The following is a 25,371-nucleotide window of genomic DNA, read 5'->3' as shown; positions in this document are numbered from 1 at the left end:
AGTAAACTTGGTGTTTATCATAATTATTATCGACGAAAGCGCCGTAAAATCCGAGCATTTTCTTACCCGGTCCACAGATTTTCCCGCGGTTGGGTGCTTCACGTCGGTTCCGTTAGAACCAGGAGTCAAGATGGAGTTCAGTGTAAAAAGTGGCAGCCCGGAAAAACAACGCAGTGCCTGCATTGTGGTCGGTGTCTATGAACCACGCCGTTTGTCGGCCGTTGCCGAGCAGCTGGATAAAATCAGCGAAGGCTACATCAGCAACCTGCTGCGTCGGGGCGATCTGGAAGGCAAGCCTGGCCAGATGCTGTTGCTGCACCATGTGCCCAATGTTCTGAGTGAGCGGGTGTTGCTGGTCGGTTGTGGCAAAGAGCGGGAGCTGGACGAGCGCCAGTACAAGCAGATCATTGCCAAAACCATCAGCACCCTGAATGAAACCGGCTCAATGGAAGCCGTCTGTTTCTTGTCCGAGCTGCATGTCAAAGGCCGCGATATTTACTGGAAAGTACGGCATGCGGTGGAAAGCGCTCAGGACTCGCTCTATGTGTTCGATCAGCTGAAAAGCAAAAAAGACGAAACCCGTCGCCCCTTGCGCAAAATTGTCTTTAATGTGCCAACCCGCCGCGATCTGGCGCTGGGTGAAAAAGCGGTCGACCATGGTCTGGCCGTGGCTGCCGGCGCGAAATTGTGCAAAGACGTCGGCAACATGCCGCCAAACATCTGCACCCCCAGCTATCTGGCCGAGCAAAGCGAGCAGCTTGCCAACCAGCACAGCAAATTGCAGGTTGAAGTGCTGGGCCCGGCCCAACTGGCCGAACTTGGCATGAATGCCTATCTGGCGGTCGGCAAAGGCTCGGTCAATGAACCGCGCATGACGGTGATGAACTACCGCGGTGCCGATACCGACGCCGCCCCCATTGTGCTGGTGGGCAAAGGCCTGACCTTCGACTCCGGTGGCATCAGCATCAAGCCAGGCGATGGCATGGACGAAATGAAATACGACATGGGCGGCGCTGCAGCGGTGCTGGGCGCGATGAAATCGCTGTGCGAACTGGAGCTGCCACTGAATGTGATTGGCGTGTTGGCTGCCGCAGAAAACATGCCGGATGCCAATGCCTACCGTCCGGGCGATATTCTGACCACCATGTCGGGCCAAACCGTGGAAGTGCTGAACACCGATGCCGAAGGCCGGCTGGTGCTGTGCGATGCACTGACCTATGTTGAGCGCTTTGACCCGGATGTGGTGATTGACGTCGCAACCTTAACCGGCGCTTGCATCATTGCGCTTGGCAAGCACGCCACTGGCCTGCTCAGCAACCACAACCCGCTGGCACACGACTTACTGAATGCCTCCGACAGCAGTGGCGACCGCGCTTGGCGCTTGCCGTTGTGGGACGATTATCAGGAGCAACTGGAAAGTCCTTTTGCCGATTTCAGCAACCTGGGCGGTCGTGCTGCCGGTACCATTACCGCAGCCTGTTTCCTGTCGCGCTTTACCCGCAAGTTCCACTGGGCGCATCTGGATATTGCCGGTACCGCCTGGCGCAGTGGTGGCAAAGACAAAGGCTCTACTGGCCGGCCAGTGCCGATGCTGACTCAGTACCTGCTGCACCGCTGTGGTCAGGATCAGGACTAAATGCAGGTCCGCTTTTACCAGCTGGCAGAGGATAGCCAAGCGCCACAGCCGGATATTCCGGCGCACTGGCATTTGGCTTGCCAGCTGTGCGCTGAGGCGTATCGTCAGCAGCAGCGTATTTTTATCCTAACCGACAACGAGCAGGATGCGCATGCACTGGACGAGTGGCTGTGGCAATTTGAGCCAGAGCGCTTTATTCCACACAACCTGCCGGGCGAAGGCCCGGCACGGGGTGCACCGGTTGAGATCAGCTGGCAGGCACCGCGCCAGCAACGGCAGTTGCTGATTAATTTAAGCCGCAATGTGCCGGACTTTGCCCGGCGTTTTGCGCAAGTAATTGAATTTGTTCCGGCCGATGAGCAGTTAAAAGCCGACGCCAGAACCCGCTATAAACACTATCGTCAGCTTGGCATTACTCCCGAGATGATGCCCACCCGCTGATTTGCAGGTAACCCGATGGAAAAAACCTTTAACCCAAGTCAGATTGAGCAGGCCATGTACCAGGCCTGGGAAAGCAAAGGCTACTTTAAAGCTGGCAGTGACGACAGCCAGGACAACTACTGCATCATGATCCCGCCGCCGAATGTCACCGGCAGTCTGCACATGGGGCATGCGTTCCAGCACACCATTATGGATGCCCTGATCCGCTACCAGCGGATGCAAGGCAAAAATACCTTGTGGCAGGTGGGCAGTGACCATGCCGGTATCGCCACCCAGATGGTGGTGGAGCGCAAACTGGCCGCCGAAGGCCAACCCGATCGTCATGCGCTGGGCCGTGATGCCTTTATCGACAAAATCTGGCAGTGGAAAGCCGAATCCGGTGGCACCATCAGCGATCAGATGCGCCGGCTTGGCAACTCCGTTGACTGGGAGCGCGAGCGTTTTACCATGGACGAAGGTCTGTCCAATGCGGTGCAGGAAGTCTTTGTCCGGCTGTATCAGGACGATCTGATCTACCGCGGCAAACGTTTGGTGAACTGGGATCCGAAGCTGCACACCGCCATTTCCGATCTGGAAGTGGAAAACAAGGATCAGCAAGGCCAGTTCTGGCATCTGCGCTACCCGCTGGCCGATGGCGCTGTCACGGCCGATGGCAAAGATTATCTGGTGGTCGCCACCACCCGGCCAGAAACCATGCTGGGCGATACCGCCGTAGCGGTGAATCCAGACGATCCACGTTATCAGGCACTGATTGGCAAAGAAGTGCAACTGCCGCTGGTTAATCGCCGCATTCCGATCATTGCCGATGACCACGCCGATATGGAAAAAGGCAGTGGCTGCGTCAAAATCACCCCGGCGCACGACTTTAACGATTACGAAGTCGGCAAGCGCCATCAGCTGCCCATGATCAATGTGCTGACGCCGGATGCCGCCATTCGCAGCGAAGGCGAGTGCTTCTCCAGCAATGGCGAAGCCAGGCCGGAACAAAGCGCAGTGATCCCGGCAGAGTTTCAGGGGCTGGATCGCTTTGCCGCCCGCAAAGCCATTGTCGCCGCCTTTGACGCCGCCGGCTTGCTGGAAAAAATCGAAGCCATCACCAATACCCTGCCCTATGGCGATCGCAGTGGCGTGGTGATTGAGCCACTGCTGACGGATCAGTGGTACGTGCGCACCGCGCCTTTGGCCAAAACCGCCATCGAAGCGGTGGAAAACGGCGACATCCAGTTTGTGCCCAAGCAGTACGAAAACATGTACTACAGCTGGATGCGCGATATTCAGGACTGGTGCATTTCCCGCCAGCTGTGGTGGGGCCATCGCATTCCGGCCTGGTACGACGACAACGGCAAGGTCTATGTCGGCCGCAACGAGCAGGAAGTCCGCAGCCAGCATGGTCTGGACGACAGTGTGACACTGCGCCAGGACGAAGACGTGCTGGACACCTGGTTCAGTTCCGGCCTCTGGACTTTCTCTACCCTGGGCTGGCCGGAGCAAACGCCAGAGCTGGCACGCTTTCACCCGACCGATGTGCTGGTAACCGGCTTTGACATCATTTTCTTCTGGGTCGCCCGGATGATCATGATGACCATGCATTTGATTAAAGATGCCGACGGCAAGCCGCAGGTGCCTTTTAAAACCGTGTACGTCACTGGCCTGATCCGCGATGAAAACGGCGATAAGATGTCCAAGTCCAAGGGCAACGTCATCGATCCGCTGGACTTAATCGACGGCATTGAACTTGATGCGCTGCTGGCCAAGCGCACCAGCAACATGATGCAGCCCAAGCTGGCCGAAAAAATCGCCAAGCAAACCAAAACCCAGTTTCCGGAAGGGATCCAGGCCAGTGGCACCGATGCGCTGCGCTTTACCCTGGCAGCACTGGCTTCGACCGGCCGCGACATCAACTGGGATATGAAGCGACTGGAAGGCTACCGCAATTTCTGCAACAAACTGTGGAACGCCAGCCGTTATGTGCTGATGAACACCGAAGGCCAGGATTGCGGCCAAAACGGCGGTGACTGCACCTTGTCGCTGGCCGATGAATGGATCCTGACCCAATACCAGCACACAGTGAAAGCAGTGCGCCAGGCGATGGACAACTACCGCTTTGATATGGCCGCCCACACTTTGTACGAGTTTACCTGGAACCAGTTCTGCGACTGGTACCTGGAGCTGACCAAGCCGGTACTGCAACAAGGCGACGAAGCTGCCCAGCGCGGCACCCGCCGCACCCTGGTCACCGTGCTGGAAAGCCTGCTGCGCTTAATGCACCCCATTATGCCTTTTATGACCGAAACCATCTGGCAGCAAGTCGCACCACTGGCAGGCGTGCAGGGCGACAGCATTATGCTGCAGCCCTATCCTGAGTATCAGGCCGAGGAAGTCAACGAGACGGCGCTGCAGGATTTGGAGTGGCTCAAACAGGTGATCCTGGCAGTACGTACCATTCGTGGTGAGATGAACATCTCTCCGGGCAAGCCGCTGTCGATTTTGCTGCGTCAGCTTAGCAGCGACGAGCTACGCCGGCTGGAGCAAAACCGCAACTTCCTGCAAGTGATGGCCAAGCTGGAACAGATCACAGTGCTCAGCAGTCAGGACAAAGCGCCGGCCTGTGCCGTGCAGCAAGTCGGCGCCATGGATGTGCTGATCCCGATGGCTGGCCTGATCGACAAAGACGCCGAACTGGCGCGTCTTGGCAAGCTGCAGGAAAAAGCCAAGCAGGAACTGGCCCGGGTGGATGGCAAACTGAGCAACGAGAAGTTTGTCAACAATGCACCCGAGGCGGTACTGGAAAAGGAGAAAGCCAAACAGGCCGAGCTGAAGCTCAGTCTTGGCAAGTTGGAAGCGCAAATCGAGGAAATCGCTGCGCTCTAACTGCAGGCTACCCTTCACTGATACGGCAGCTTCGGCTGCCGTTTTTAGCGCATAAAAACAAAAAAACTTCGAGCAATCACTTTAAACACTGCCCTGACCATCCAGCCTACCACAGCCATTGAGATCACTTTGCTGTTCCGTTTTTGTTGAAACGCTCCAAGACTAAAAACCTTCTGTTACCGGCTTTGACTCCGGTTTTGTGCCCTTGCAATCTGAGCTGTCTGCTCTAGATTAGGACAGGTCGGACATCAAACCATCGGTTCAGGGAAGCAGTATCGAACAACAACAACAAACGATAGAGGCTTGCATGAAATACATACTCTCCACCGCTGTTTTAGCGGCCACGCTTTGGTCCAGCTCAGCCGAAGCCAGCGACTACCCCATAGTGTTGGTGCATGGTTTCCAACCTGCTCAGCTCGCCAGCAGACCCAACCAAACGGAAGTAGCACAGGATGGCGCCAATTACTGGCAAGATTTCTGGTTGCCTAAAGCCAGTGCCCGTATTGACTGGCCATCGCATGAACGTATTACTGGCCGGATCATCAGCGACTATGCCTGGCCGGTGTTGCAGCAACTGTCGCAACAAGGCACCTGCCAAAGTGGCTGCATCTTTGTGACCCATTCCACCGGCGACCTGGTGACCCGTTACATTCTGGATAATCAGGCTTTATGGCTGCAAAATGCCGGCCTGCAGCCGCTGAACATTGTTGCCACCCTGGATTTTGCCGGGGCGGGTGGCGGCTCTGAGCTGGCCGATTTGGCCATCAATGTCGCTAACAGCGGCAGCTGGATTGATGCCACCCTGCGTTTTGCCATCTCGCTGTGGCTGGGTGAAACGCCTTCGCCGGCTAACCTGGGGGTGTTGAATGATTTGCGTGTCAACAGTGCCCGACAACTGGCCGCTTTTCCGGATGAGCGCATCCCGCGCATTCGCATGGTCGCAGCCAGCAACGATTACTTTGGCACCACGGGATTGTTCCTGCCAGGTACCGATGATGGTGTGGTTGCCAGTCACTCCAGCTGCGGCGCTGCCAGCGTGGCAGCCTTTCACAGTTGCTCCAACCAGGTCGGCTTTAATGGCAAAGTGGCAGCCCAAAGCCAGGCAGTGACCAGCTTTATGCCGTACCACTACCCGATGCTAATGAGCGATAACTACAGCCACAATGGCATCCTGACCGACCGTCAGCGCGGCCAGGTGACCTTGGCCAATGCGTCGGTCAATTTTACCGATCAAACCGGCTATGGCTTTGACAGCGACGATATCAGCTCGGGCTGGTGGATATTCCGCTCCACCTATCGGGTGGTGCGCGGCTCGGATCAGTTCAGTTTATCCGAGCTGGTGTATCAGGAGTTGCTGGATTGAATAAGGCGTTATTGGTGGCAGCTGCTGTCCTCAGCTGCCTGCTGCTAGCCTGGTGGCTGTGGCCCACAACAACCGACACGGCTAAGGTTGCCGGGAAAACCCCAGCTACTGCCTCTCAGGACAGGCAAGCCACGGCAAGCCAGGCATCGGTGCAGCAACCCGAGCTCATCCAGTTGGAGCCAGAGCAAGCACCGATGCAGCAGCAGCTGCAGTGGCTGGCCAGTGCTTACGCCGAGGAGATCACCATTCCGTCGTATTCCCGACCGCTAACCACAGCGGATAGCCAATTGCTGCAGCCCAACCGCTTTATTGCCCAGCCGGTTCCGCTGAGAGATGGTGCCAGTGCCAGCCTGTTTCCCAGCCAGTACCGTTTTATCTACCCAGAGCCCATTCACATCCAGCTGCAACTGCAGGGAATTTCGGTGCAAGGTGCCACCTTACGTTTGCTGCATGAGTGGAGCGGGGAGCAGCTGGCCGAACAGGCGATGCAGCCAGCTCAGGGCGGCTTTGAGCTGCAACTGCCCAGCAGGGAAAGCTGGGATGGCAATGTCACCGCCGAAGTGCGATTGCATGGCACTACTGAGCCGCTGCTGCTTCGTACCGGCTTTGAGATCAGCGCGCCGGTCGCGCAGATCACCGGTATCGACAGCAGCTATGGTGAAGGGCCCGATATGGTGATCCCGGTGCAATTGCAGGCAGAGCTGGCTGGCCATTACCGGTTAAGAGCCAACTTGTTGACTGCCGGGCGCCAGCCAATCGCGGTGCTGACGGCCAGAGCAGCACTGCAATCTGGCAGCAATACCCTGAAGCTACGAGCACACCGCTCGGTACTGCCCGACACGGACGAACCTTTCTGGCTTACCAGCTTTCAACTGGAACGGCTATCACCTGCCCCGGGGCAACCGACCCGCTACGGCGACTCAGCCGAGCCGGAGTTCCGCTTAGAGCCCTTCTCGCTGCATCAGCTAACCAAAGAACCCTACCAGGCAGACGAGCAGGAGCAACAACGATTGCGGCTGCTGCAACAACTGGCGCAATAAGGCCTTGCAGCAACGGCTTTATGGCCGTTTATGTTTTCACTGCAATTGTCATCGCAATGTCATAGACTGCAGCTAGCATCCAGGTTTTTCAGCGCAGCTTCAGACTGCGCCCTTTGCAGTTTAAAAAAACAGGTAGTTTTTATGACCAAGGCATCGAAACAACACGTATTTGATTTATCAGGCGCAGAGCCGCAAGCCAACTTTTCTGCCAACCCGGAGTTTTCCGAGGTGCTGGAGAGACGCCTGAATCGCCGCCGCTTCTTGCAAGGCAGTGTGGCGCTGGCTGTGTCCGGCTTTTTGGGCCAAGGCTTGCTCGGCTGCAGCAGCCAAAGCTCAACGGCTGCCTTGTTGCAGCAACCGGCGGGCTTGTTGGGTTTTGATGCCATCCCCATCAATCGTTTTGATACCGTCACCGTGCCTGCCGGCTACCGCACCCAGGTGTTTTTGCCCTGGGGCACACCACTCACCGCCGATGCGCCGGCCTACCGGGCCGATGCAAGCCACAGCGCAGCCGAACAAGCCAAACAAGTCGGCATGCACCACGATGGCATGCACTTTTTCCCCATTGATTTAAAACAAGGCGGCCAAAGCTCGGACGAAGGCTTGTTGGTGATGAACCACGAGTACGTCGACCCCAACATTTTGCATGCCTTTGGCGGCAAAGGGATCCCGCGCGATAAAGAAGAAGTGCACAAAGAGCTGGCTGCGCACGGTGTCTCCGTGGCCCATATCAAAAAGCAAGACGATGGCAACTGGCAGTTGCTGCAACAAAGCCCGCTGAACCGGCGCATTACCGGCCAGACGCCGATGGAGTTGACCGGCCCGGTGCGCGGCCATGCCAAGGTGGTCACCAAGTACAGCCCGGATGGCACACGCACCCGCGGCACCCTGAATAACTGCGCGCATGGCGTCACGCCCTGGGGTACCTACCTGACCTGCGAAGAAAACTGGGCGCTGTTGTTTGTCAATCATCAGCAAGCCATGCCGCGTGAGCATCGCCGCTACAGCATTGCCGATGAACACAGCATTTTGCACTGGGAAACCGCCGGGCGCAGCGACGATGCCATCAGCCGTTTCAACGCTACCCCTTTTGCCGATAACGCCAGCGAGGATTACCGCAACGAGCCGAACAACTTTGGCTGGATTGTCGAAATCGACCCGTTCAATCCAGACAGTACCCCGGTGAAACACACCGCCATGGGCCGCTTTGCCCACGAAGGACTTATTTTCGCCAAGCCAGAAGCCGGCAAGCCGCTGGTGGCCTATTCGGGCGATGATGCCCGCTTTGAGTACATTTACAAGTTTGTTTCGGCCAAGCCGTACCATCCTGCCACTGCAGGGCCGCACTTGCTGGATGAAGGCACCCTTTATGTTGCCCGCTACAACGAAGACGGCAGTGGCGACTGGTTGCCGCTTGATATTGAGAACACGGATTTTCAAGCCAAAGCCAAGGCCGCCGGCCATGCCTTTGACAGTCAGGCCGATGTGCTGCTAAACACCCGGCTGGCGGCCGATATTATGGGCGCCACCAAGATGGACCGGCCGGAATGGGGCGCGGTGCACCCGGTCAGCAACGAAGTGTATTTTACCCTGACCAACAACAGCCGCCGTCATAGCACGGATGCCGCCAACCCGCGCGCCAACAACCACAGCGGTCATATCATCCGCTGGCGTGAAGGCACCGGTCAGCGCTTTGACTGGGATATTTTCCTGCTCTCGGGCGATGTCTTTACCTACACCCCAGAGCATCAATTCATGCTAACCGAGCAAAACCATCACGCCTCACCCGATGGCCTTTGGTTCGATCCCAACCGCTTGCTGTGGATCCAAACCGATATGTCCGGCGCGCAAATGCGTAGCGGACCTTTTGGCAACAACGCCATGCTGGCGGCCGATGTAAAGACGCACACCATCAAACGCTTTTTGGTCGGCCCAGTCGATTGCGAAGTCACCGGGGTGGTGATGACACCGGATTGCAAAACCATGTTCGTCAATATTCAGCACCCAGGCGAAGGCTCCGGCCCTTACAGCTTTAGCAGCACCTGGCCGGATCGGCGCACCAACCGCCCCCGCTCTGCCACGGTGATCATCACCAAAGAGGATGGCGGCATTATCGGCAGTTAAAGCGCTGCCAGAACAGCCGCTTAACGCCCTTCCACCCGGCCGGATCTGGCAAGAAATTTTCACTTGTCAGCCGGCTTTTTTTTGCTATGATTGCCGCGCAAAAATTGGCCTGTGCCAGCTTGTACTTGCGCTGCTTCTTTTTCCGACCATGCGTTGCAGTTCAGGTCGGATCTTGGCAGGATAGTCCGGTAACTTAATGAGGATTTTGCAGTTTCTCAAAGCCCGTGACTGGAAAGAGCAAGGTTTCGCTCCGTGCTCTGGATCCTGCATCCCCAGTTCACGGTTTTTTTCGATCTTTTTCCGCCAGCCGGAATCAAATTGAGAGACGTTCTATGTCGACAGAAACCATCGCAGAGGCCATTGAAGAGGGAGCAGACTCCCTTGCCGCGGCCATTGAAGCCGCCGTTGTTGAACCCAGTGCCATCAGTTTAATCCCACCTCTGGTGGTGCTTATTGTCGCCATCTGGTTAAAACGACCGATTTTCGCGCTGATCATGGGGGCCGTAGCCGGCTTGCTGTTAATTTCCCCCAGTGAAAGCCTGTTTAACTTTGCCGAAACCACCGAGCGGGTGATGCAGGATGAAACCATTGGCTGGCTGATCCTGGTGGTCGGTGGCTTTGGTGCCTTAATTGCCCTGTTGGTGCATACCGGTGGCGCCTTTGCCTTTGGCCGGGTTGCCCAGCAATACGCTCAGGGCCGCAAGCCCTCGCTGCTGATGACCTACTTCCTTGGCATGCTGATCTTTATCGACGATTACCTCAATGCGTTGACCGTTGGTGAAACCATGAAGCGCATCACCGATAAATTCAAAGTGTCGCGCGAGATGCTGGCCTATGTGGTGGACTCCACCGCTGCGCCGATGTGCGTCATCGTGCCGATTTCGACCTGGGCGGTGTTCTTTGGTGGCTTGCTGGTCGCCAATGGCGTAGCGCCGGACAGCGATCCAAACGGCATTATGACCTACATTTCCGCCATTCCGTACATGCTGTATGCTTGGCTGGCAATGATTATGGTCCCATTGGTGATCTTAGGCGTGGTGCCACTGATCGGCCCGATGAAAAAAGCCGAGCTGGCCGCTCGTGGTGGTGCCATTCAGCAGGATGCACCGCAGCAGGAAACCCACACCGCCGATGATTTTGCCATGCAGGCGATGGAAGAAGAGTTCGAGCATGCCGATCGCAAGCACGGCAAGCTGATCAACTTTGTGCTGCCGATGGCAATGCTGGTGGGCTTTAGCATCTGGTTTGAAGCCGAAATTTGGCCGGCTTTAATCCTGACTTTTGTGCTGACCTTGCCGCTTTATATGGCGCAGCGCCTGATGCCGTTTAACGAAATGATGGACCAGATGATTCATGGCTTTAAAACCATGCTGCCGGCCATTTGCACCGTCATAGCCGCCTTTACCTTTAAAGATGTCTGCGATCAACTGGGCTTGCCGCTTTACGTGATTGACAATCTGGCACCTTACATGTCGGCCGAGATGCTGCCGGCAGTGGTGTTTGTCGCCATGGCACTGTTGGCTTTTGCAACCGGCTCGTCCTGGGGTATTTTCGCCGTTTCCATCCCGATCGTCATGCCAATCGCGCTGGCGGTGGATGCCAATATTCCATTGGTGATTGGTGCGCTGCTCTCTGCCAGTTCGTTCGGCAGTCAGGCCTGTTTCTACAGCGACTCGACCGTACTGGCAGCGCAGGGCTCTGGCTGTGACTTAATGGGCCACGCTTTAACACAATTCCCTTACGCGCTTATCGCAGCAATACTGGCCTTCTTTGGCTTTATTGCTCTGGGCATGATGTAACCCCGCACTTTGACAGGCAACCCTTGCCGGTTGCCTGTCAGACACTCTTCAAAACCACAACGTAGCTTTAACGCACATAGCAGGGCCTTGGTCCGACCCAGCAGTTGTGACCATTGGCATCCGTGCCAGCCTCAGGTAAAGTAGCGCCATTTTTCGCACTCCTAAAAGGCAGAGCCTTGAAATCTCTTCGCTTTTTAAGCGCCCTTCTCCCACTCAGTCTGCTGCTGACGCCGGCTTTTGCGCAAACGAATCTCCTGCATATCCCGGTGCTAACCGATGGACCTGCCATGGTGCTGGATGGCAGCCTGGATGAACCCCAGTGGCAACAGGCCTTGCAGGTGCCGATCCATTACCTGACAGCGCCACTGGATGAAGGCAAAGCCGAGGTGTACACCATGGGCTACCTGTTTGAAGATGGCCACACACTTTACGTTGCCATCGATGCCCATGACCCCAATCCACAGCAAATCCGCGCCGCCTATCGCAATCGTAACCAGATTTGGGGCGATGATGTCGTTGGTTTAAAACTTGATACCTACGGCAATCAACAGCGCGCCTATCAGTTTTTTGTTAATCCGCTCGGCAGTCAGGCCGATTCGATTGAAAACGCCGTCACCGGCACCGAATCCTCGGCCTGGGACGGCCATTGGCAAGCGGTAGGCCGTATTACCGAGCAAGGCTTCCGGGTGGAAATGGCCATCCCTTTACACATTCTGAATATGCCCACCACCGAAGGTGTCAAGCAGATGGCATTTGAATTGGTGCGCTTTTTACCGCGCGATCAGCAGCTGCGCATCTCCAGCGCGCCAATTAAACGCAGCAATCGCTGCATGGTGTGTCAGATGACGCCCATTACCGGTTTTGCCAGCGCCGAGCAAAGCCGCTCCTTAATCATTGCGCCGGCGCTGGTCACCGGCATTGAGCAGCAGCGTCCCCTTGCCAGCGACCAGAGCTGGCAAAGCAGTAGCAACACCGATGTCAGTCTGGATGTGAAATGGGGCATCACTCAGGACATGACCTTCAATGCCACTTTGAACCCAGACTTTTCCCAGGTCGAAGCCGACGCGGCAGAGCTCACCATCAACAACCCTTTCACGCTATTTTTTGCCGAAAAAAGACCATTTTTCACCGAAAATGCCGACTACTTTGCCACCCCGCTGAATCTGGTGCATACCCGCAACATTGCCGAGCCCAATGCCGGAGCAAAACTCACCGGCCGCATCGAGCAGCATACCTTCGGCCTGTTCAGTACCGACGATCAGCAAAGCACCCTGCTGATCCCGGGCAACCTGGGCTCGCGCATTGCGCAGCTTGAGGGCAGCAGTCAGAACCATGCCCTGAGTTACAGCTATGCGCCCAACGCCGATCTGACCTTTGGCTCCTTAATCACCCAGCGCAGTGCCAGCGATTACCGCAACACCGTGCTGTCGGCCGACAGCAACTGGCGCATCAGCGCGCACGATACCTTAAGTGCCCAATGGGTCGGCAGCGAGACCCGTTATCCCGAGGTACTTGCCAGCCAGTTGACGGGCGAAGCTGCACTGCGCACCGCAGCGGACAGCAGCCTGCAAGGCCAGGGCTATCGACTGAACTACCTGCACCAGCAGCGCAACTGGCATGCTTTTGTGCGCTATCAGCATCGGGATGAGGATTTTCGTGCAGATTTGGGCTTTTTGCCGGAAACCGACTGGCAGCAACTGGCCATCGGCGGCGATTACACCTGGTTCTTCGACAACCCGCAGCGCTTCCATCGCTTTCGCATTCTCAATCATGCATTCTACACCGCCAATGCAGCCGGCGACTTGCTGGCCAAAGAGATAGAAAGTTATACCATCCTGTCCGGCCAGATGAACAGCACGCTGGAGCTAGGCTCCTTTGTGCGGGATCGGGTGGGGAACCGGCTCGATACCAACAGCCTTAACATCGCTGGCAATACCGAGCGTTTTCGCGAGCACGGTCTGCACTTTTTTGGTGAAATCCGGCCGCAGCGCGATTTATCCACCTACCTGTACTGGCAAGAAGCCAAGGTACTGGACTTGACCAATCAACGCCTGTCCGATCAACAACGGTTGATTGCCAATGTTCAATACAGCGCCAATCAACATTTGCAGTTGCGCTTACGCCATACCCATACCGCTATGCGCTATGCTGCGGACCAGGTCTTTACCGCCGATCTCAGCGATGTGAGGCTGACCTGGCAGTTTAATAACCAAAGTTTCCTGCGTCTGGCGCTAATCTACACCCAGATCGAGCGCAACCTGGCCAACTACGAGGCGGGCTGGCAAACGGTGCTGAACAGCAAGGAGCGCGCTCTGACCAGCCAGCTGCTGTATTCGTACCAATTGAATCCACAAACCGTGTTTTTTGTCGGTTATGGCGACCATGCGCTGGAAAATGATCAGCAAACAACACTCAAGCGCAATCAACGCAGTGCCTTTATGAAGTTTAGTTATGCTTGGGTACTCTAGCAGTTTCATAATTTTGTCACTGTATTAAAACGCGTTTTTTTGGTTTTATGGTAAGCTTACAAACATTCATGCTGTTGGTTGTTTAAGGAGTGAACCATGCTAACCATGCTAGCGCGCATCCTCAAAGTTCTGAACTCAGAAGCCTCGCCCTGGCAAATTGGCTGGGCGGTGGCGCTTGGCCTCTGTGCCGGCCTGTTGCCGTTTGGCTTGCTGACGGTGCTGATCCTGCTGATCGCCTGTTTGTTTACCGTCAATCTGTCGACGTTCTTGCTGGTGTGGGGCTTTAGCAAAGCCTTGCTCTGGCTACTGGCAGCGCCTTTGGAGCAGCTCGGCTGGAACATCGGCCAGCAAGACTGGTTGCTGAGTTTACTGAGCCATAGTGAAACCCTGCAACTGCTGCACTTGCATCACAGCCTGGTGTTGGCGGCCTTTTTGCTCAGCTTGCTGATCCTGTTCCCGGTCGCCTGGCTCACCACCCGACTGGTGCTGAAATACCGCCATGTACTGATGCCTCATCTCAATCAATGGAAAGTGGTGCAACTGCTCAAAGCCAGTAAGCTGGCACAGCTGTATCAGAAAATGAATTAAAGGAGCGCTGCGATGATCCGTAAATCCGGTTGGTTGATTTTTTTAAGCATTCTTGGTGCGGTATTTTTATTGGTGTATGTATTTGCTGGCAGCGCCATTCGCATTGGCATGGTCTACAGTCTGGAAAAAGCAGCCGGGGCCGAAGTCAATATTCAGCGGGTCTCGCTGGGGTTGTTTCCGCTATCGCTGACCATTTCCGACCTGCAAATCACCGATGCCAAAGCCCCCGAACAAAACCTGGTGAGCTTTGCCCGCGCCAATGCCGAGTTGGAGCTATGGCCGGCCCTGCTTGGCTATTACGTGATTAGCGATTTGTCGGTCGAACAACTGGCCTATGGCAGCGAGCGCCGCCGCCCTGGCAAGGTGTTTCGTGGTGAGCTGGCCGAAACCGAAGACTCCGGCTTCGATTTTGCCAGCCTGTTTGCCATTGAACTACCGGATGCCGATGAACTGCTGGCCCGGGCCAACCTGACCTCTGTTGCCAAAGGTGAAGCCCTGCAACAATTGGTACAAAGTGAACAGCAGCAAGTGCGGCAATTGCGCCAGCAACTGCCTGATAGCGATCGGCTGCGCGAGCTGGAGCAGCAAATTAAAGCCCTGACCGATGGCGATATCCGCGATGCCGCCGACCTAGCTGCCAAAACCGAGCAGCTGCGGCGCTTAAAAGCGGAGCTCGAGCAAGACAAAGCCAAAGTCGAGCAGGTGAAAACCGCCCTGCTGCAAAGCCGCGAGCAATTGCAAAGCGCGGTGCGCGATTTTCAGCAAACCACTCAGGCCGACTGGCAGCAAGTGCAGTCCTACGCCAATCTGGCCGATGGTGGCCTGGCCGGCATCAGTCAGTTGTTATTAGGCGATTTGTGGGCCGAGCGCTTGCAGCAGCTGTATACCGTCTATCAGTTGGTCGCGCCCTACCTGCCGGAAGGGTCTCGATTGGAAGAGCAGCCCGAGCCGCGCGAGCTACCAGGCCGGATACTGCCGCTAAAGCAGCAGCCTTATCCAAACTTCTGGATTAAAAATGCCAGCATCAGCATGCTGATTGGTGGTGGCAATGCCGAGCTGCGTATCGAAGACATTACCGCGCAGCATCATATCATTGATGCCGCCACCCGCTTTGTGCTGGATGTGCAGCAACTGCCAATGCTGCAGCAGTTCCGGCTGGATGGCAATTTTGCCATCTTCGACCAGCTGCAGTCGGAAGTAAACTGGCAGCTGCAGGGCCTGCAACTGGCTGAGCAGGTGTTTGGTGAAGGCAGCACCCGCTTTGGCTTAGAACAAGCCTTGCTGAATTCGCGTGGTGGATTAAGCCTAAGCGGCACAGCGCTCGACCAGCAAGCCAGTGTGGCGCTGCAAAACCCACGCTTTAGCAGTGGCGACAACCGCTATGTGCAGCAGCTGACCCAGCTGATGAACCAGCAAGCAGAAATCCCATTTCAATTACGCGCTGATGGTACCGTGACTAGGCCCAATGTCCGGGTCAGCTCACCGCTGGATCGCATTGTGGCCGATGCGGTAATGGGCGAAGCCCAGGCCCGCTTTGCCGGTTTCGAGCAGGATTTACGTAGTAAATTCAATGCCAAACTGCCGGATACCGCCGGCGACCAGCAAGCCCTGCTCAGCCTTTTAGACCGCGAACAAGACAGCACCGAGCAAATGAGCCAGCAGATTGAAACCTTGCTGCAAGCCCAGCTCGGCGACTTACGTGACCGGGCCCTGGACCGCATCCGCGGCCGGATTGGCGGTTAATCAACGACAGGCCCCGATGGCTGAGATAGTGCAGTCATTGGGGTTTTGCTTCCGATAAAGCTCAGTTTATACATCCAGTTCTGCAACCAACCATTACTGCGGATGAGTAGCCAGCCACTCTTTAAGTGCGTTATTCATCCGGGTTTGCCAACCTTTGCCGGTGGCTTTAAAAGCATTGATGACTTCAGCATCGAACCGTACTGTGGTCGATATCTTGGGGTTGTCGGATACTGGCCGCCCTCCCCGCTTCAGCTTGTCCATGAAACTGGCTGGCAACACTTCTTCAGCAGGCCGGAATCTGGCCAGCTCTTCATCGGATAAATCTTCCCGCAACTCGCCGTCTGGCGTGGTTAATGGTTTATTTGCGGTTGCCATAGGCTTGTACCTCTCGTTTATTCGCCTTGCGAAAGCTGATCACACGAATGCCGTCCGTTGTTATGGTAAACACCAGCGCATGTACACGCCCGTCCAGCAACCCTAAAGCGGAGTAACGTACTTCGCCGTACTCTTTACGGTCATCCTTGGCAATTAAGGCTGTCTCGAAATCAAAGTATGCCACGTCATCAAAGGACAAATCGCGCTCTTGGATGTTGCGCTGGTTTTTAGCCGGGTCGTAACTAATACGCAATCGTCGCATCCTGCCGATCTTTCATACAGTTATTGTAGTAACAAAAACACCTCTCTGCAAGCCACTCCATGTGCCTGATTCATTCAGCTCAGTCTTCGCAAGTAAGCGAAATATCAACCTTTCAGAACGAGGACAAGCTAGTCATAGGAAAATGCACGGGCAGCCGGCAAGGCGGTGGTTAATAACAGCACCGGCAAGGCGACCAGCTGGGTTGCGATGGGCAAGCTGGCGGTAAAGTTGATCCAGAAAATGGCCGACCAGCTGACAGCAAGTAACAGCAAACTTATCAGGGGACGATGTTGGTTGTTCATGGTTGCTCCACAGTCACAATGAATACGGAGCTCAGTGTAAAACTTGCACAAATGAAACAGCAGTGTCACTATTGATAAAAATAAGGTCGATAGTGACAAAACATGAAAACCATCGCCATTCTCGCTCATCCCAACAGCATCGCCAGCGATGTGCTGACCTTGCTGGATTATTTTGAGTTTAGTAATGCACTCTGGCGCTTTTTGCAGCCAGAAAGCCAACAACAACTGTTTCATGCCTATGTGGTCAGTCCCGACGCGAAGCCACTGCAACTGCGCCATGGCCTGCAACTAGCCGTGCAGCCCCATGACTGGAGCCAGGCCGATGCCGCTGTTTTTACACCGGGTTATGCATACGATGCCAAAGGCCTGCAGCAACTGGTCGAACAATCCAGCTGTTACTATCCGAAGCTGCCGGCCTTGTTGGAACAGGGCGCTATCCTTGCGGCCAGTTGCACCGGCACTTATGCACTGGCTGGCAGTGGTTTACTCAATCATCGACAGGCCACCAGCAGCTGGTTTTTTAAGGATGTGTTTCAAAACATGTTCCCACAGGTGCATCTGCAACTGAATAAAGTGCTGGTGATGGATCAGCAACTGCTAACGGCAGGTGCCACCACCTCGCACCACAATTTATGCCTGGCCCTGACCGAAAAACTGGCCGGGGAGCAATTTGCCCGCCAGATGGCGAAACTGATGCTGACCGATCCCAACCGCAGCTCGCAACTGCCTTACATGGATGCCGATCTGCTACCCGCCAATCCAGCCTTGGATCCGCTGATGAAACAAGCCCGGCGCTATTTGCTGGCCAATTTGGCCGAGCCATTCTCGTTGCAGCAACTGGCCGATCAGCTGCATCTGACCAAACGTACCTTGCTGCGCCGCTTTAAAGCGGAGCTTAAGGACACCCCCTTGAATTACTTGCAACGTTTGCGCATAGAGCAGGCGAAGCGCCTGCTGGAAACCAGCCGGATGCCGATTGAACAGGTGGTACTGCAAGTTGGCTACGAAGATGTGAGCTCGTTCCGAAAGTTATTTCTGCAGTACACGGAGCTAACACCAAGCCAGTACCGACAGAAGTTTCTGCTTGAGCCGAACTGGAGCTGTTGTCCACAAAGCACCAGCTAGCCCATGTGGTCATCAGTGAAAGCGTTACTGCCGCACCATCCTTACCACATGGCAGATCACAGCAACTACAGATGCAACAACGGCAAACTGCCCTGCCATCAACAGCGCGAGTTTAGGCCAAAAGTTTATTTCCTCAGTAAAAAGTGGATGCCACAGATACACAAGGGTCAAATTCCCTGGGAATAACACCAGCTGCAATCCAGGCAATGGCCCACCCCACAGCTGCCAAAAGTTCCAACTTAACGCAAAAGCAACGAAGCCAATCACGACAGACATCGCCCCCGAGATAATCGCGATGCTCGCTGTGTTAGACTGCTTGGCGAAGCCCATCTTCTTTACCCGTCCATTGATCATCTGCAATGAATGGGGCCTTGAATCCGCACTATCAAGTAGGTCTCCCCTCATCAGCTTGACGCCATTGGTCAGCGTCAACCCCCTTAATAATCAGCCAAAGCGCAAAAGTCAGCTCGCCAAGAAAGGACAGCACTAAAATGGGAAATACCACGTCGGACAGCGATGGTGCCAGCAACAGGGTCAGACTGTTGATCAAATAACTGGCCCCAGCCATCATCATCAGTACACCCAAAAACTTTGGTAAGAAACGCGAATTGAACACCAGCAAGCCATAGCCAATGCAGGCAAAGCCAAAGAAAATCAAACCCAGCCCAAAACCGTAGTTATGCAACCGCGCCAGCAGCATGACCTGGGCGTGAATGTGTTCACTGTCAAAGGCTGCGACATAGTCGGCACTTTGCAGCAGCAACAGTGGCACCAACAACAGCAGTTTATTGGCAACCAGCACGGCCGTTTGCGCCATGTTGAAAGCGACGCTGACCAAAGCCAGCGGCTTGTGCACCTGCTTCAGCAACAGATACAAGCAAATCATCACCGGGATGTCGAGCGCATGCATCAGCACATCACCGGTAATGGCCAAGCGCCAGATGGTTTCCGCTTGCAGAATATTGCTGGCCGTTGCAGCGCCATCGCCAGCGACGATCAAGGCATCCCGGATAAATAACTGCCCAGTCAGGCCAAGGCCGATGATCAAAAGATAGGAAAAACCGACAATTCTGGCGTACAAATTTGGTGCGTCTTTAACCGAGTGCATGGATAACTTCCTTATTTGCGCATTCGTGGCGCTCACCACTGATGGGTAGAGCGGCAGGGCAGGATAACAGATCCTGCGCAACATCAGACTAGCCGACGCCGAAATACGGTACTTGATTGATGGAGCATAGTGTTACAGAGATCTACCATAAGCCCTCAACCTAAAGGACTTTTCATCCCCAGGCAAGGCTTGGTTTTGCAAACTGACACCAAAACTCCGCGGGCAAGCAATAGGCCACAGCGGCGATGCAGTAATGAATTCGTCCCAAAACCACAGTAGCCAACAACATAGGTGCTGCCAGGATGGCTGGCCGTGCTATGCAAAAAAAACTATAATGGCCGGGAATTCAATGCAATCAAAATCGGTACAACTGCACTGCTATGACCCCGCTCATGCGAATCTTCGTGACAACCTGCCTGCTCACAATGGCTTGCAATCAGATCAACGCTCAGGCACAAGAAGCGAACGAGATGCAATCGTTGCATTGGGTGATCAATACAGCCCCTCCCTTTCATATCCTGGAAGGCCAATACGCCGGGCAGGGAATTTGCGATGTGCTGATAGACGTGTTGGATGATGCCTTGCCCGAATTGGCAACGAAGCGGACTGTGTTGCCACAAACGCGAATCCGGCAGCAATTCCAACGCAATGAAAACCAATGTTTTCCTTGCATGATTTATCGGCCTACTCCGGGTGAAACCATTCAAAGTGAGCCAACCCATTTTTACGCTCCGCATGGCATTATCACCACCCAGGAAAAAGCAGAGCAAATCACACAACAGCATGGCAACCCGGTGCGGCTGGGATCCTTAGTGCATGACCGTAATTTCCGCTTTGGCTATCCTGCAGGCAGGCATTATCCAGCCCTGCACGACATCCTTGAGCAAGCCAGGCAAAGTCATCTCAACCCGGTTGCACATTCTGGTGAGAATGCGACGGTTGCCATCTTGTCCATGATCAAGAAAAACCGCATCGACTACACCATTGAATACCAAATCCTGCAGCAATTTGATCATAAAACAACGGACGACAGTCCGCTGGTCTTTCTAGAAATTGCAGAAACACAAGACCAATATGTGCTGGGCGCTATTGGCTGCACCAACAATGCTTGGGGTGAAGCGGCCATTAAACACATCAATCGGGTGTTGCCTCAGGTGCAGCAGCATCCTGACTTTCTGGATGTGCTGGATCTATGGTTTACCGATAAGGTTGGTAACCAAGAGTATCGCCAGCTACTGCAGCAGCGGGTCTGGCATACCACCGAAGATCATCCATGACTATTTATAAGCCTTAACTGCCCCCCTATACCCGGCACCACTTAAAGCGTCTTTCTCAAAGCGTGCCGCTACGGCGGTATTGCCGGTTAAAATACCGCACGTATTGCCGCCCCAAACTTTGCATCATCAGGCTGATACCACGCGCATCAGTGGCAGTGCACAGCAAATGCACATGGTTGGTCATAAACACCCAGGCATGCACGTGCACACCAAAGGCGTCTGAATACTCTTTTAACCAGTGAGCATAAGCAGCAAAGTCTTCTTCGCTGGCAAAACACACCTGCCGGTTGTTACCCCGCTGAATAATATGCTCGGGGCAACCGGCCAGATGCACTCGGGGAAGTCGTGCCATCACTAAACCTCAGGGTTCTGTGGATTAAACAGAGCTAAGCTTAGTCTATTTTATTTTGATCTGACCCCGAATTTTTTTTTATTTTGATCTGACCCCGAATTTTGTCCAACAAAATTCGGTTGTTTTTACCCACCCTCCATATGCGAACGACGTGAACGGGACACCGTTAACTATCCTCTGATTTTAAACAAGATAATGGTATTCCAAGTTTTTCAAGCCACAGGTAAAATAAAGCCTCATCATCAAAAACTATCGCAACTTCACTACCATGCTTAATAACGAAAGATTTGAATTTATAACCTTCATCAACATTCCAAATAAGTAAATCGAAGTCACCAGCGCTACATGTCGATATTAATCTATATGCGACCTTATGCTGTTTGATGTCACAAAGAAAGCCACAATAGTTAATGTCACCAAGCATTACCCACCCAGACCGATTATTAAAATCGCACCCAATCATCCTTAATCTGAACGTATCACCTTTCCCAGGGGAATGCAGGCAATACCCATCAGGAACATCAAAGCTTTGAGAAAACATCTCAAAAATTCGCTCTTCAGGCTGTGCGAAACTCAGTAATACAGCCATACTAAAAACCAAAATGCTTTTCACCATACCTCCTTATAATAACTTCTGGTCTGAATTGAGGGATATGATTCATATTGTTGATCCCAATAGCAAAATTCAACCCACGATGCAACCACTTCAATACACCTCTAACAGGTTGCATCATTGACGCGCCATCTTTCACATAACCAACGCCAGAATTAACACTACTATCTATCCCCATGTCATTTCTGAAAGCCGCATATAAACCATAACGCCTTACTGTCGATTGCATTTCATCATTGCCAGAAAATTCAGGAAATATGTCAATAAACTCATCATGACTCAGATGACCAAGTGTTATGCCTGCCTGCATGAAGTCATTCTCAGTAGCACCTTCAATACGCATTTTTTGTATCTCTTGCTGTGCTTTCGTTAACTGCCGAACACTATAATCATCATTCAATAACCTAGAAAAAGCTCCCGTCACAGCGCCATTGCTAAACTTACCACCGGCCATGCTGGATGCAGTGCCACCTATCATCGCTGCTACAACCGCATTGTGTGTCCGGTCACCTATCTCTGTGGCACCCTCAACAAACAAGTTATCACCACCTGCCCAACTGGCAGCCTGCGTGAAGCCTGCGGCTGCAAAGCCATGGCCGAATTTGCCACCTTGCAGCACGCTGCCCATTCCCCCTACAGCACCATGAGCCATCACTTTACCAAAGCCAGCATTCATACTGTGCAAATGACCAAACATCCCTCCGGTAAAAGCGCCTACCAAAGCACCTTTTAATGTTCCGGTGGATACAGCTCCGGCTACAAAGCCTGTAATAGCGCCGACTGTCGCAGCATTTAATCCCTGCATTATCGCCAAGTGGGGCATATAAACCGCTATGGCGATAGCCGCTATCGTTCGCCAATGCTTCTTAATCGACTTAAACAAATACCCACTAGGATCGGTATAACTCAGCGGATTATTCAGCACATAGCTGTAGCGGTTAAAGTTCTGGCTGTTGCTAGGGCTTTGCACAAAGGGGTCGGCTTGCAAGAAGCGCCCTATGTGCGCATCGTATATCCGCCCGCCCATCTGCACAATGCCGGCATGGTCCACTTGCTGATGGCCGGTAAAGCCCTGGTGCGTGATGGCGAGTAGCGTGGTCAGGTTTAGCGCAATGCTTTGGCCGCTTTGGTTAAACACAGCCCTGCGCTTCCCGAATGCATCAAAACTCAGCTTTTCAATCAGCTGCCCTATGGCATTGGTAATCACATCGACACTGCCCAAATGGTCGGTGTAGACGTACCGGGTGGTGATGCTGTCACCGCTGCGCTCAACAATGGCGTTGCCCAGGTTTCGTCTAAAGCGCCGCTCACTGCCTTCAATAATCAGCTCGGTACCACCTTGCTGAATGATGGTGCTGGTTTTGCCCTGCTCGGTGCTGTGACGCCGTACCTGATTGCGACTGCCGTCAAAAGTAAAGCGGGTTTCGCCGACACTGCGGCCGCTGCCGGTATCGATGCTGTGGCTTCGAATACGACTGGCTTTGCCAATGGCGTTGTAGTCAATCTGCCGCACCAGGCTGCCGTTGTTGTACTGATGGGTCTGGTTGCCCATCGCATCGTAACAATAGCTTTGTGTGCCTATCTGGCTAACTGCCCGTGGCCCCGGGGTGCGGTTGCACTGGCTGGGACGGCTTCCGTAGGTGTAAGTGGCACCGCCCTGCACGTCCGATTTGGTCAGAATATTGCCGTTGTTGGCGTAGGTCAGCGCCATGCTGACACTGCCGCCCTGACGGACTTCTTTTAACCGGTTCAGTGCATCGTAGTCAAAATGCTCGTCAAAGGCCTGGCTGCCACTGCCGCTGATGGCCCGCAGCCGGTGCAGCTCGTCTTTGCGATTGCGCAAGTTGCCCAGCCCATCGAAGGTGTAACTCCATTGCTGCAACTGACCCTGGGTGGTAATGGTTTGAATTAAGCCGGTCTTGGCATCGTGGCTGCGCCAGTGGGTGCGGCCATTGCCTGAACAACAGAAAATGAGATTTTTAAAAGAGCAAAAGCAGTAACCAATCTGGCTAAACTTCCAAATTAGTTACCGCTAACAACCAGAGGTTGGTTAAATATCAAGCAAAACCTGGTTGTTTTTACCTTCCCTCGGTGTGTGAACACTGCGAACGGGACAACACCTTAAAAGGCCACATGGATCGGATCAGATTGATAAAACTTTTCTCGTTTCCAATCTCTATATTTAAAAATGACGATGTAATCTCCTGGCTCAATAGCAAACCGTTTCTTAATATCGTTATAGAGAAAAACACGGCCATAAGACCTTCTTGGCCATAACTCATAACGCTGGGAAAATTCATGATCATAGGACATCGGCATCGAAAGAATATGCAAGCCGAGCCCATCCACTTCATACACTTCCACGCAAATATTGGCTCTGTTTGCACAATCATCAAAAATAAAATCCCGCGCAATATCAATAGGCTCATTCGTCATGTTGATAAGCTGAACATAAAAACGATCACCCTCATGAAAAACCTTAAACTCGATAGCTACAGCTGAAAACGATAAATACGCCAGCATCAGTAATATACTTTTCATTGACATAACCCCATCTCCTGCTTCACTGCAGATGATATCCGATTGCAATAACCTAGTTTTCTACTTCTAAACATCCCAACATCTGAACCACTTAGACCAAAGCGAGCTGAATTTTCTATTTGATGCCTGTATGCACGAACTTCAAAAATCCTTGTCTGCAAAGGTCCAAAATCTCCTTTATTTCGCCAACCTTGACGTATATGCACCATTTCATGATCAATTGTTGATCCCAGAAAACCTACACCACGGCTAAAAGCCTCTCTTCCTAGAAAAATCTGCCCACCACCTATATAGCCACCACCTTCGTATGAACCATCAAAGGAAACCTTAAATGTTTCACCTTTATCAGTCATATCAATACCGTAGTACTCAATAGTGAGCTGAATGGCTTTTTCGTAGTCACTGCTATCAATTGCTGACTGAATTTTATTAAATTGAGCTTTCTGTGATTGATGTGAAGTCGCCTCATTCACAATATACTGCAACGCAGCAGTAAAAGCGCCATTGGCGAACTTATTAAAATCGGGGTCAGATAAAAATTAAATTCTATCTTTCCTCGGTCGCCCTGCTTTGCCTTTGTGCTGCCGCCGCCCGGTTAATGCTTCCACTTCTTGTTTAAAGCGCTCATTTCCAAGTGCCATCCCACTCTTGATAGTGCTGCGAATATCCGCCAGCATTGCTTCGCTCAGCTCGCTTCGAAACAAGTCGCGGTACGCTTGTTGCCGCTCTGTATCACTCGCTGCTAAGGCCAGATAACTCGGGTGGGGCTGGCACAGGGCGGTGGCCTTGCCCAGCGCATTGCTGGCATAACTCGACCAGTGATAATCTGCCGGGCTTGCAACCATCCCTGCACGTACCGGGTTCATCTCGATGTAACGGTATACCGCCAGTATGTAATGCTCTTCCTGCACCAGGCACGACTTAAAGCGTCCTTCCCAGAGCGTGCCGCTACGGCGGTATTGCCGGTTAAAATACCGCACGTATTGCCGCCCCAAACTTTGCATCATCAGGCTAATGCCTCGCGCATCACTGGCAGTGCACAGCAAATGCACATGGTTGGTCATAAACACCCAGGCATGCACGTGCACACCAAAGGCGTCTGAATACTCTTTTAACCAGTGAGCATAAGCAGCAAAGTCTTCTTCGCTGGCAAAACACACCTGCCGGTTGTTACCGCGCTGGATAATATGCTCGGGGCAACCGGCCAGATGCACTCGGGGAAGTCGTGCCATCACTAAACCTCTGGGCTCTGTGGATTAAACAGATTTAAGCTTAGTCTATTTTATTTTGATCTGACCCCGAATTTTAAACAGATTTAAGCTTAGTCTATTTTATTTTGATCT

General features: G+C 53.6%; 23 protein-coding genes. 12 read left to right on the top strand and 11 right to left on the bottom strand.

What is annotated here, in order from left to right:
- Positions 1-130 precede the first annotated feature (130 nt).
- The 10 genes from pepA (at position 131) to Q3O59_RS09610 (ending at position 16,073) form a co-directional block, all read left to right on the top strand.
- On the top strand, positions 131-1,636 hold the full coding sequence (pepA, locus tag Q3O59_RS09655) for a leucyl aminopeptidase (RefSeq protein ID WP_305945385.1): 1,506 nt from the start codon (positions 131-133) through the stop codon (positions 1,634-1,636).
- Positions 1,637-2,077 carry a DNA polymerase III subunit chi gene (locus Q3O59_RS09650; protein ID WP_305945384.1) on the top strand — a complete coding sequence of 147 codons (441 nt, stop codon included), beginning with the start codon at positions 1,637-1,639 and terminating at the stop codon, positions 2,075-2,077.
- A 15-nt stretch (positions 2,078-2,092) separates the two neighbouring features.
- Positions 2,093-4,948: a valine--tRNA ligase gene (locus Q3O59_RS09645; RefSeq protein WP_305945383.1), complete on the top strand. Its 2,856-nt coding sequence runs from the start codon at positions 2,093-2,095 to the stop codon at positions 4,946-4,948.
- A gap of 307 nt (positions 4,949-5,255) precedes the next feature.
- Positions 5,256-6,311 carry a hypothetical protein gene (locus tag Q3O59_RS09640; protein ID WP_305945382.1) on the top strand — a complete coding sequence of 352 codons (1,056 nt, stop codon included), beginning with the start codon at positions 5,256-5,258 and terminating at the stop codon, positions 6,309-6,311.
- Positions 6,312-6,325: 14 nt separating this feature from the next.
- Positions 6,326-7,351 carry a hypothetical protein gene (locus tag Q3O59_RS09635; protein ID WP_305945381.1) on the top strand — a complete coding sequence of 342 codons (1,026 nt, stop codon included), beginning with the start codon at positions 6,326-6,328 and terminating at the stop codon, positions 7,349-7,351.
- A gap of 141 nt (positions 7,352-7,492) precedes the next feature.
- Positions 7,493-9,475 carry a PhoX family protein gene (locus Q3O59_RS09630; RefSeq protein ID WP_305945380.1) on the top strand — a complete coding sequence of 661 codons (1,983 nt, stop codon included), beginning with the start codon at positions 7,493-7,495 and terminating at the stop codon, positions 9,473-9,475.
- 332 nt (positions 9,476-9,807) lie between these two features.
- Positions 9,808-11,274, top strand: coding sequence for a Na+/H+ antiporter NhaC family protein (locus Q3O59_RS09625; RefSeq protein WP_305945379.1), 1,467 nt, complete (start codon positions 9,808-9,810; stop codon positions 11,272-11,274).
- A gap of 176 nt (positions 11,275-11,450) precedes the next feature.
- A complete protein-coding gene (locus tag Q3O59_RS09620) occupies positions 11,451-13,742 on the top strand; it encodes a carbohydrate binding family 9 domain-containing protein (RefSeq protein WP_305945378.1) in 2,292 nt (763 codons plus the stop codon).
- A gap of 96 nt (positions 13,743-13,838) precedes the next feature.
- Complete coding sequence (locus Q3O59_RS09615; protein ID WP_305945377.1) at positions 13,839-14,330, top strand: TIGR03546 family protein; 492 nt, start codon at positions 13,839-13,841, stop codon at positions 14,328-14,330.
- 12 nt (positions 14,331-14,342) lie between these two features.
- On the top strand, positions 14,343-16,073 hold the full coding sequence (locus Q3O59_RS09610; protein ID WP_305945376.1) for a TIGR03545 family protein: 1,731 nt from the start codon (positions 14,343-14,345) through the stop codon (positions 16,071-16,073).
- A 93-nt stretch (positions 16,074-16,166) separates the two neighbouring features.
- Here the strand turns inward: Q3O59_RS09610 and Q3O59_RS09605 are convergent, their stop codons facing one another.
- From Q3O59_RS09605 to Q3O59_RS09595, 3 genes are all read right to left on the bottom strand, one after another.
- Positions 16,167-16,448 carry a BrnA antitoxin family protein gene (locus Q3O59_RS09605; protein WP_305945375.1) on the bottom strand — a complete coding sequence of 94 codons (282 nt, stop codon included), beginning with the start codon at positions 16,446-16,448 and terminating at the stop codon, positions 16,167-16,169.
- Positions 16,432-16,701 (bottom strand): BrnT family toxin, encoded by a 270-nt coding sequence (locus Q3O59_RS09600; RefSeq protein WP_091338357.1) that lies wholly within the window; start codon positions 16,699-16,701, stop codon positions 16,432-16,434. Before Q3O59_RS09600 ends, Q3O59_RS09605 begins: the two co-directional genes overlap by 17 nt.
- A 137-nt stretch (positions 16,702-16,838) precedes the next feature.
- The gene (locus Q3O59_RS09595) at positions 16,839-17,012 is read right to left on the bottom strand and encodes a hypothetical protein (RefSeq protein WP_305945374.1); all 174 of its coding nucleotides are present in this window, start codon (positions 17,010-17,012) and stop codon (positions 16,839-16,841) included.
- A 102-nt stretch (positions 17,013-17,114) separates the two neighbouring features.
- On the opposite strand from Q3O59_RS09595, the gene Q3O59_RS09590 reads away from it, so the two are divergent.
- Complete coding sequence (locus Q3O59_RS09590; protein ID WP_305945373.1) at positions 17,115-18,137, top strand: GlxA family transcriptional regulator; 1,023 nt, start codon at positions 17,115-17,117, stop codon at positions 18,135-18,137.
- A 24-nt stretch (positions 18,138-18,161) separates the two neighbouring features.
- Here the strand turns inward: Q3O59_RS09590 and Q3O59_RS09585 are convergent, their stop codons facing one another.
- Together Q3O59_RS09585 and Q3O59_RS09580 are read right to left on the bottom strand one after the other, a co-directional pair.
- Positions 18,162-18,497 (bottom strand): hypothetical protein, encoded by a 336-nt coding sequence (locus tag Q3O59_RS09585; RefSeq protein WP_305945372.1) that lies wholly within the window; start codon positions 18,495-18,497, stop codon positions 18,162-18,164.
- 25 nt (positions 18,498-18,522) lie between these two features.
- Positions 18,523-19,245 (bottom strand): DUF4386 domain-containing protein, encoded by a 723-nt coding sequence (locus tag Q3O59_RS09580; protein WP_305945371.1) that lies wholly within the window; start codon positions 19,243-19,245, stop codon positions 18,523-18,525.
- A 470-nt stretch (positions 19,246-19,715) separates the two neighbouring features.
- On the opposite strand from Q3O59_RS09580, the gene Q3O59_RS09575 reads away from it, so the two are divergent.
- Positions 19,716-20,522, top strand: coding sequence for a hypothetical protein (locus tag Q3O59_RS09575; RefSeq protein ID WP_305945370.1), 807 nt, complete (start codon positions 19,716-19,718; stop codon positions 20,520-20,522).
- 55 nt (positions 20,523-20,577) lie between these two features.
- On the opposite strand, the gene Q3O59_RS09570 is transcribed toward Q3O59_RS09575, so the two are convergent.
- The 6 genes from Q3O59_RS09570 to Q3O59_RS09545 all read right to left on the bottom strand — a co-directional run bounded on the left by Q3O59_RS09570 (position 20,578) and on the right by Q3O59_RS09545 (position 25,260).
- Positions 20,578-20,874 carry a transposase gene (locus Q3O59_RS09570; protein ID WP_369812377.1) on the bottom strand — a complete coding sequence of 99 codons (297 nt, stop codon included), beginning with the start codon at positions 20,872-20,874 and terminating at the stop codon, positions 20,578-20,580.
- A gap of 166 nt (positions 20,875-21,040) precedes the next feature.
- On the bottom strand, positions 21,041-21,487 hold the full coding sequence (locus Q3O59_RS09565) for a hypothetical protein (RefSeq protein ID WP_305945369.1): 447 nt from the start codon (positions 21,485-21,487) through the stop codon (positions 21,041-21,043).
- Entirely contained in the window at positions 21,465-23,369 is a 1,905-nt protein-coding gene (locus Q3O59_RS09560) for an RHS repeat domain-containing protein (RefSeq protein WP_305945368.1), read from the bottom strand. Before Q3O59_RS09560 ends, Q3O59_RS09565 begins: the two co-directional genes overlap by 23 nt.
- A gap of 239 nt (positions 23,370-23,608) precedes the next feature.
- A complete protein-coding gene (locus tag Q3O59_RS09555) occupies positions 23,609-24,034 on the bottom strand; it encodes a hypothetical protein (RefSeq protein WP_305945367.1) in 426 nt (141 codons plus the stop codon).
- Entirely contained in the window at positions 24,025-24,501 is a 477-nt protein-coding gene (locus tag Q3O59_RS09550; protein ID WP_305945366.1) for a hypothetical protein, read from the bottom strand. Before Q3O59_RS09550 ends, Q3O59_RS09555 begins: the two co-directional genes overlap by 10 nt.
- 66 nt (positions 24,502-24,567) lie before the next feature.
- Complete coding sequence (locus Q3O59_RS09545; RefSeq protein WP_305945365.1) at positions 24,568-25,260, bottom strand: transposase; 693 nt, start codon at positions 25,258-25,260, stop codon at positions 24,568-24,570.
- Between the last annotated feature and the right edge of the window lie 111 nt (positions 25,261-25,371).

The organism is Alkalimonas delamerensis (assembly GCF_030717955.1).
In the GTDB taxonomy this organism is placed as follows: Bacteria; Pseudomonadota; Gammaproteobacteria; order Enterobacterales; family Alteromonadaceae; genus Alkalimonas; species Alkalimonas delamerensis.
The sequence above is the reverse complement of the archived record's forward strand: the minus strand, read 5'-3'. Positions and strand labels throughout refer to the sequence as shown.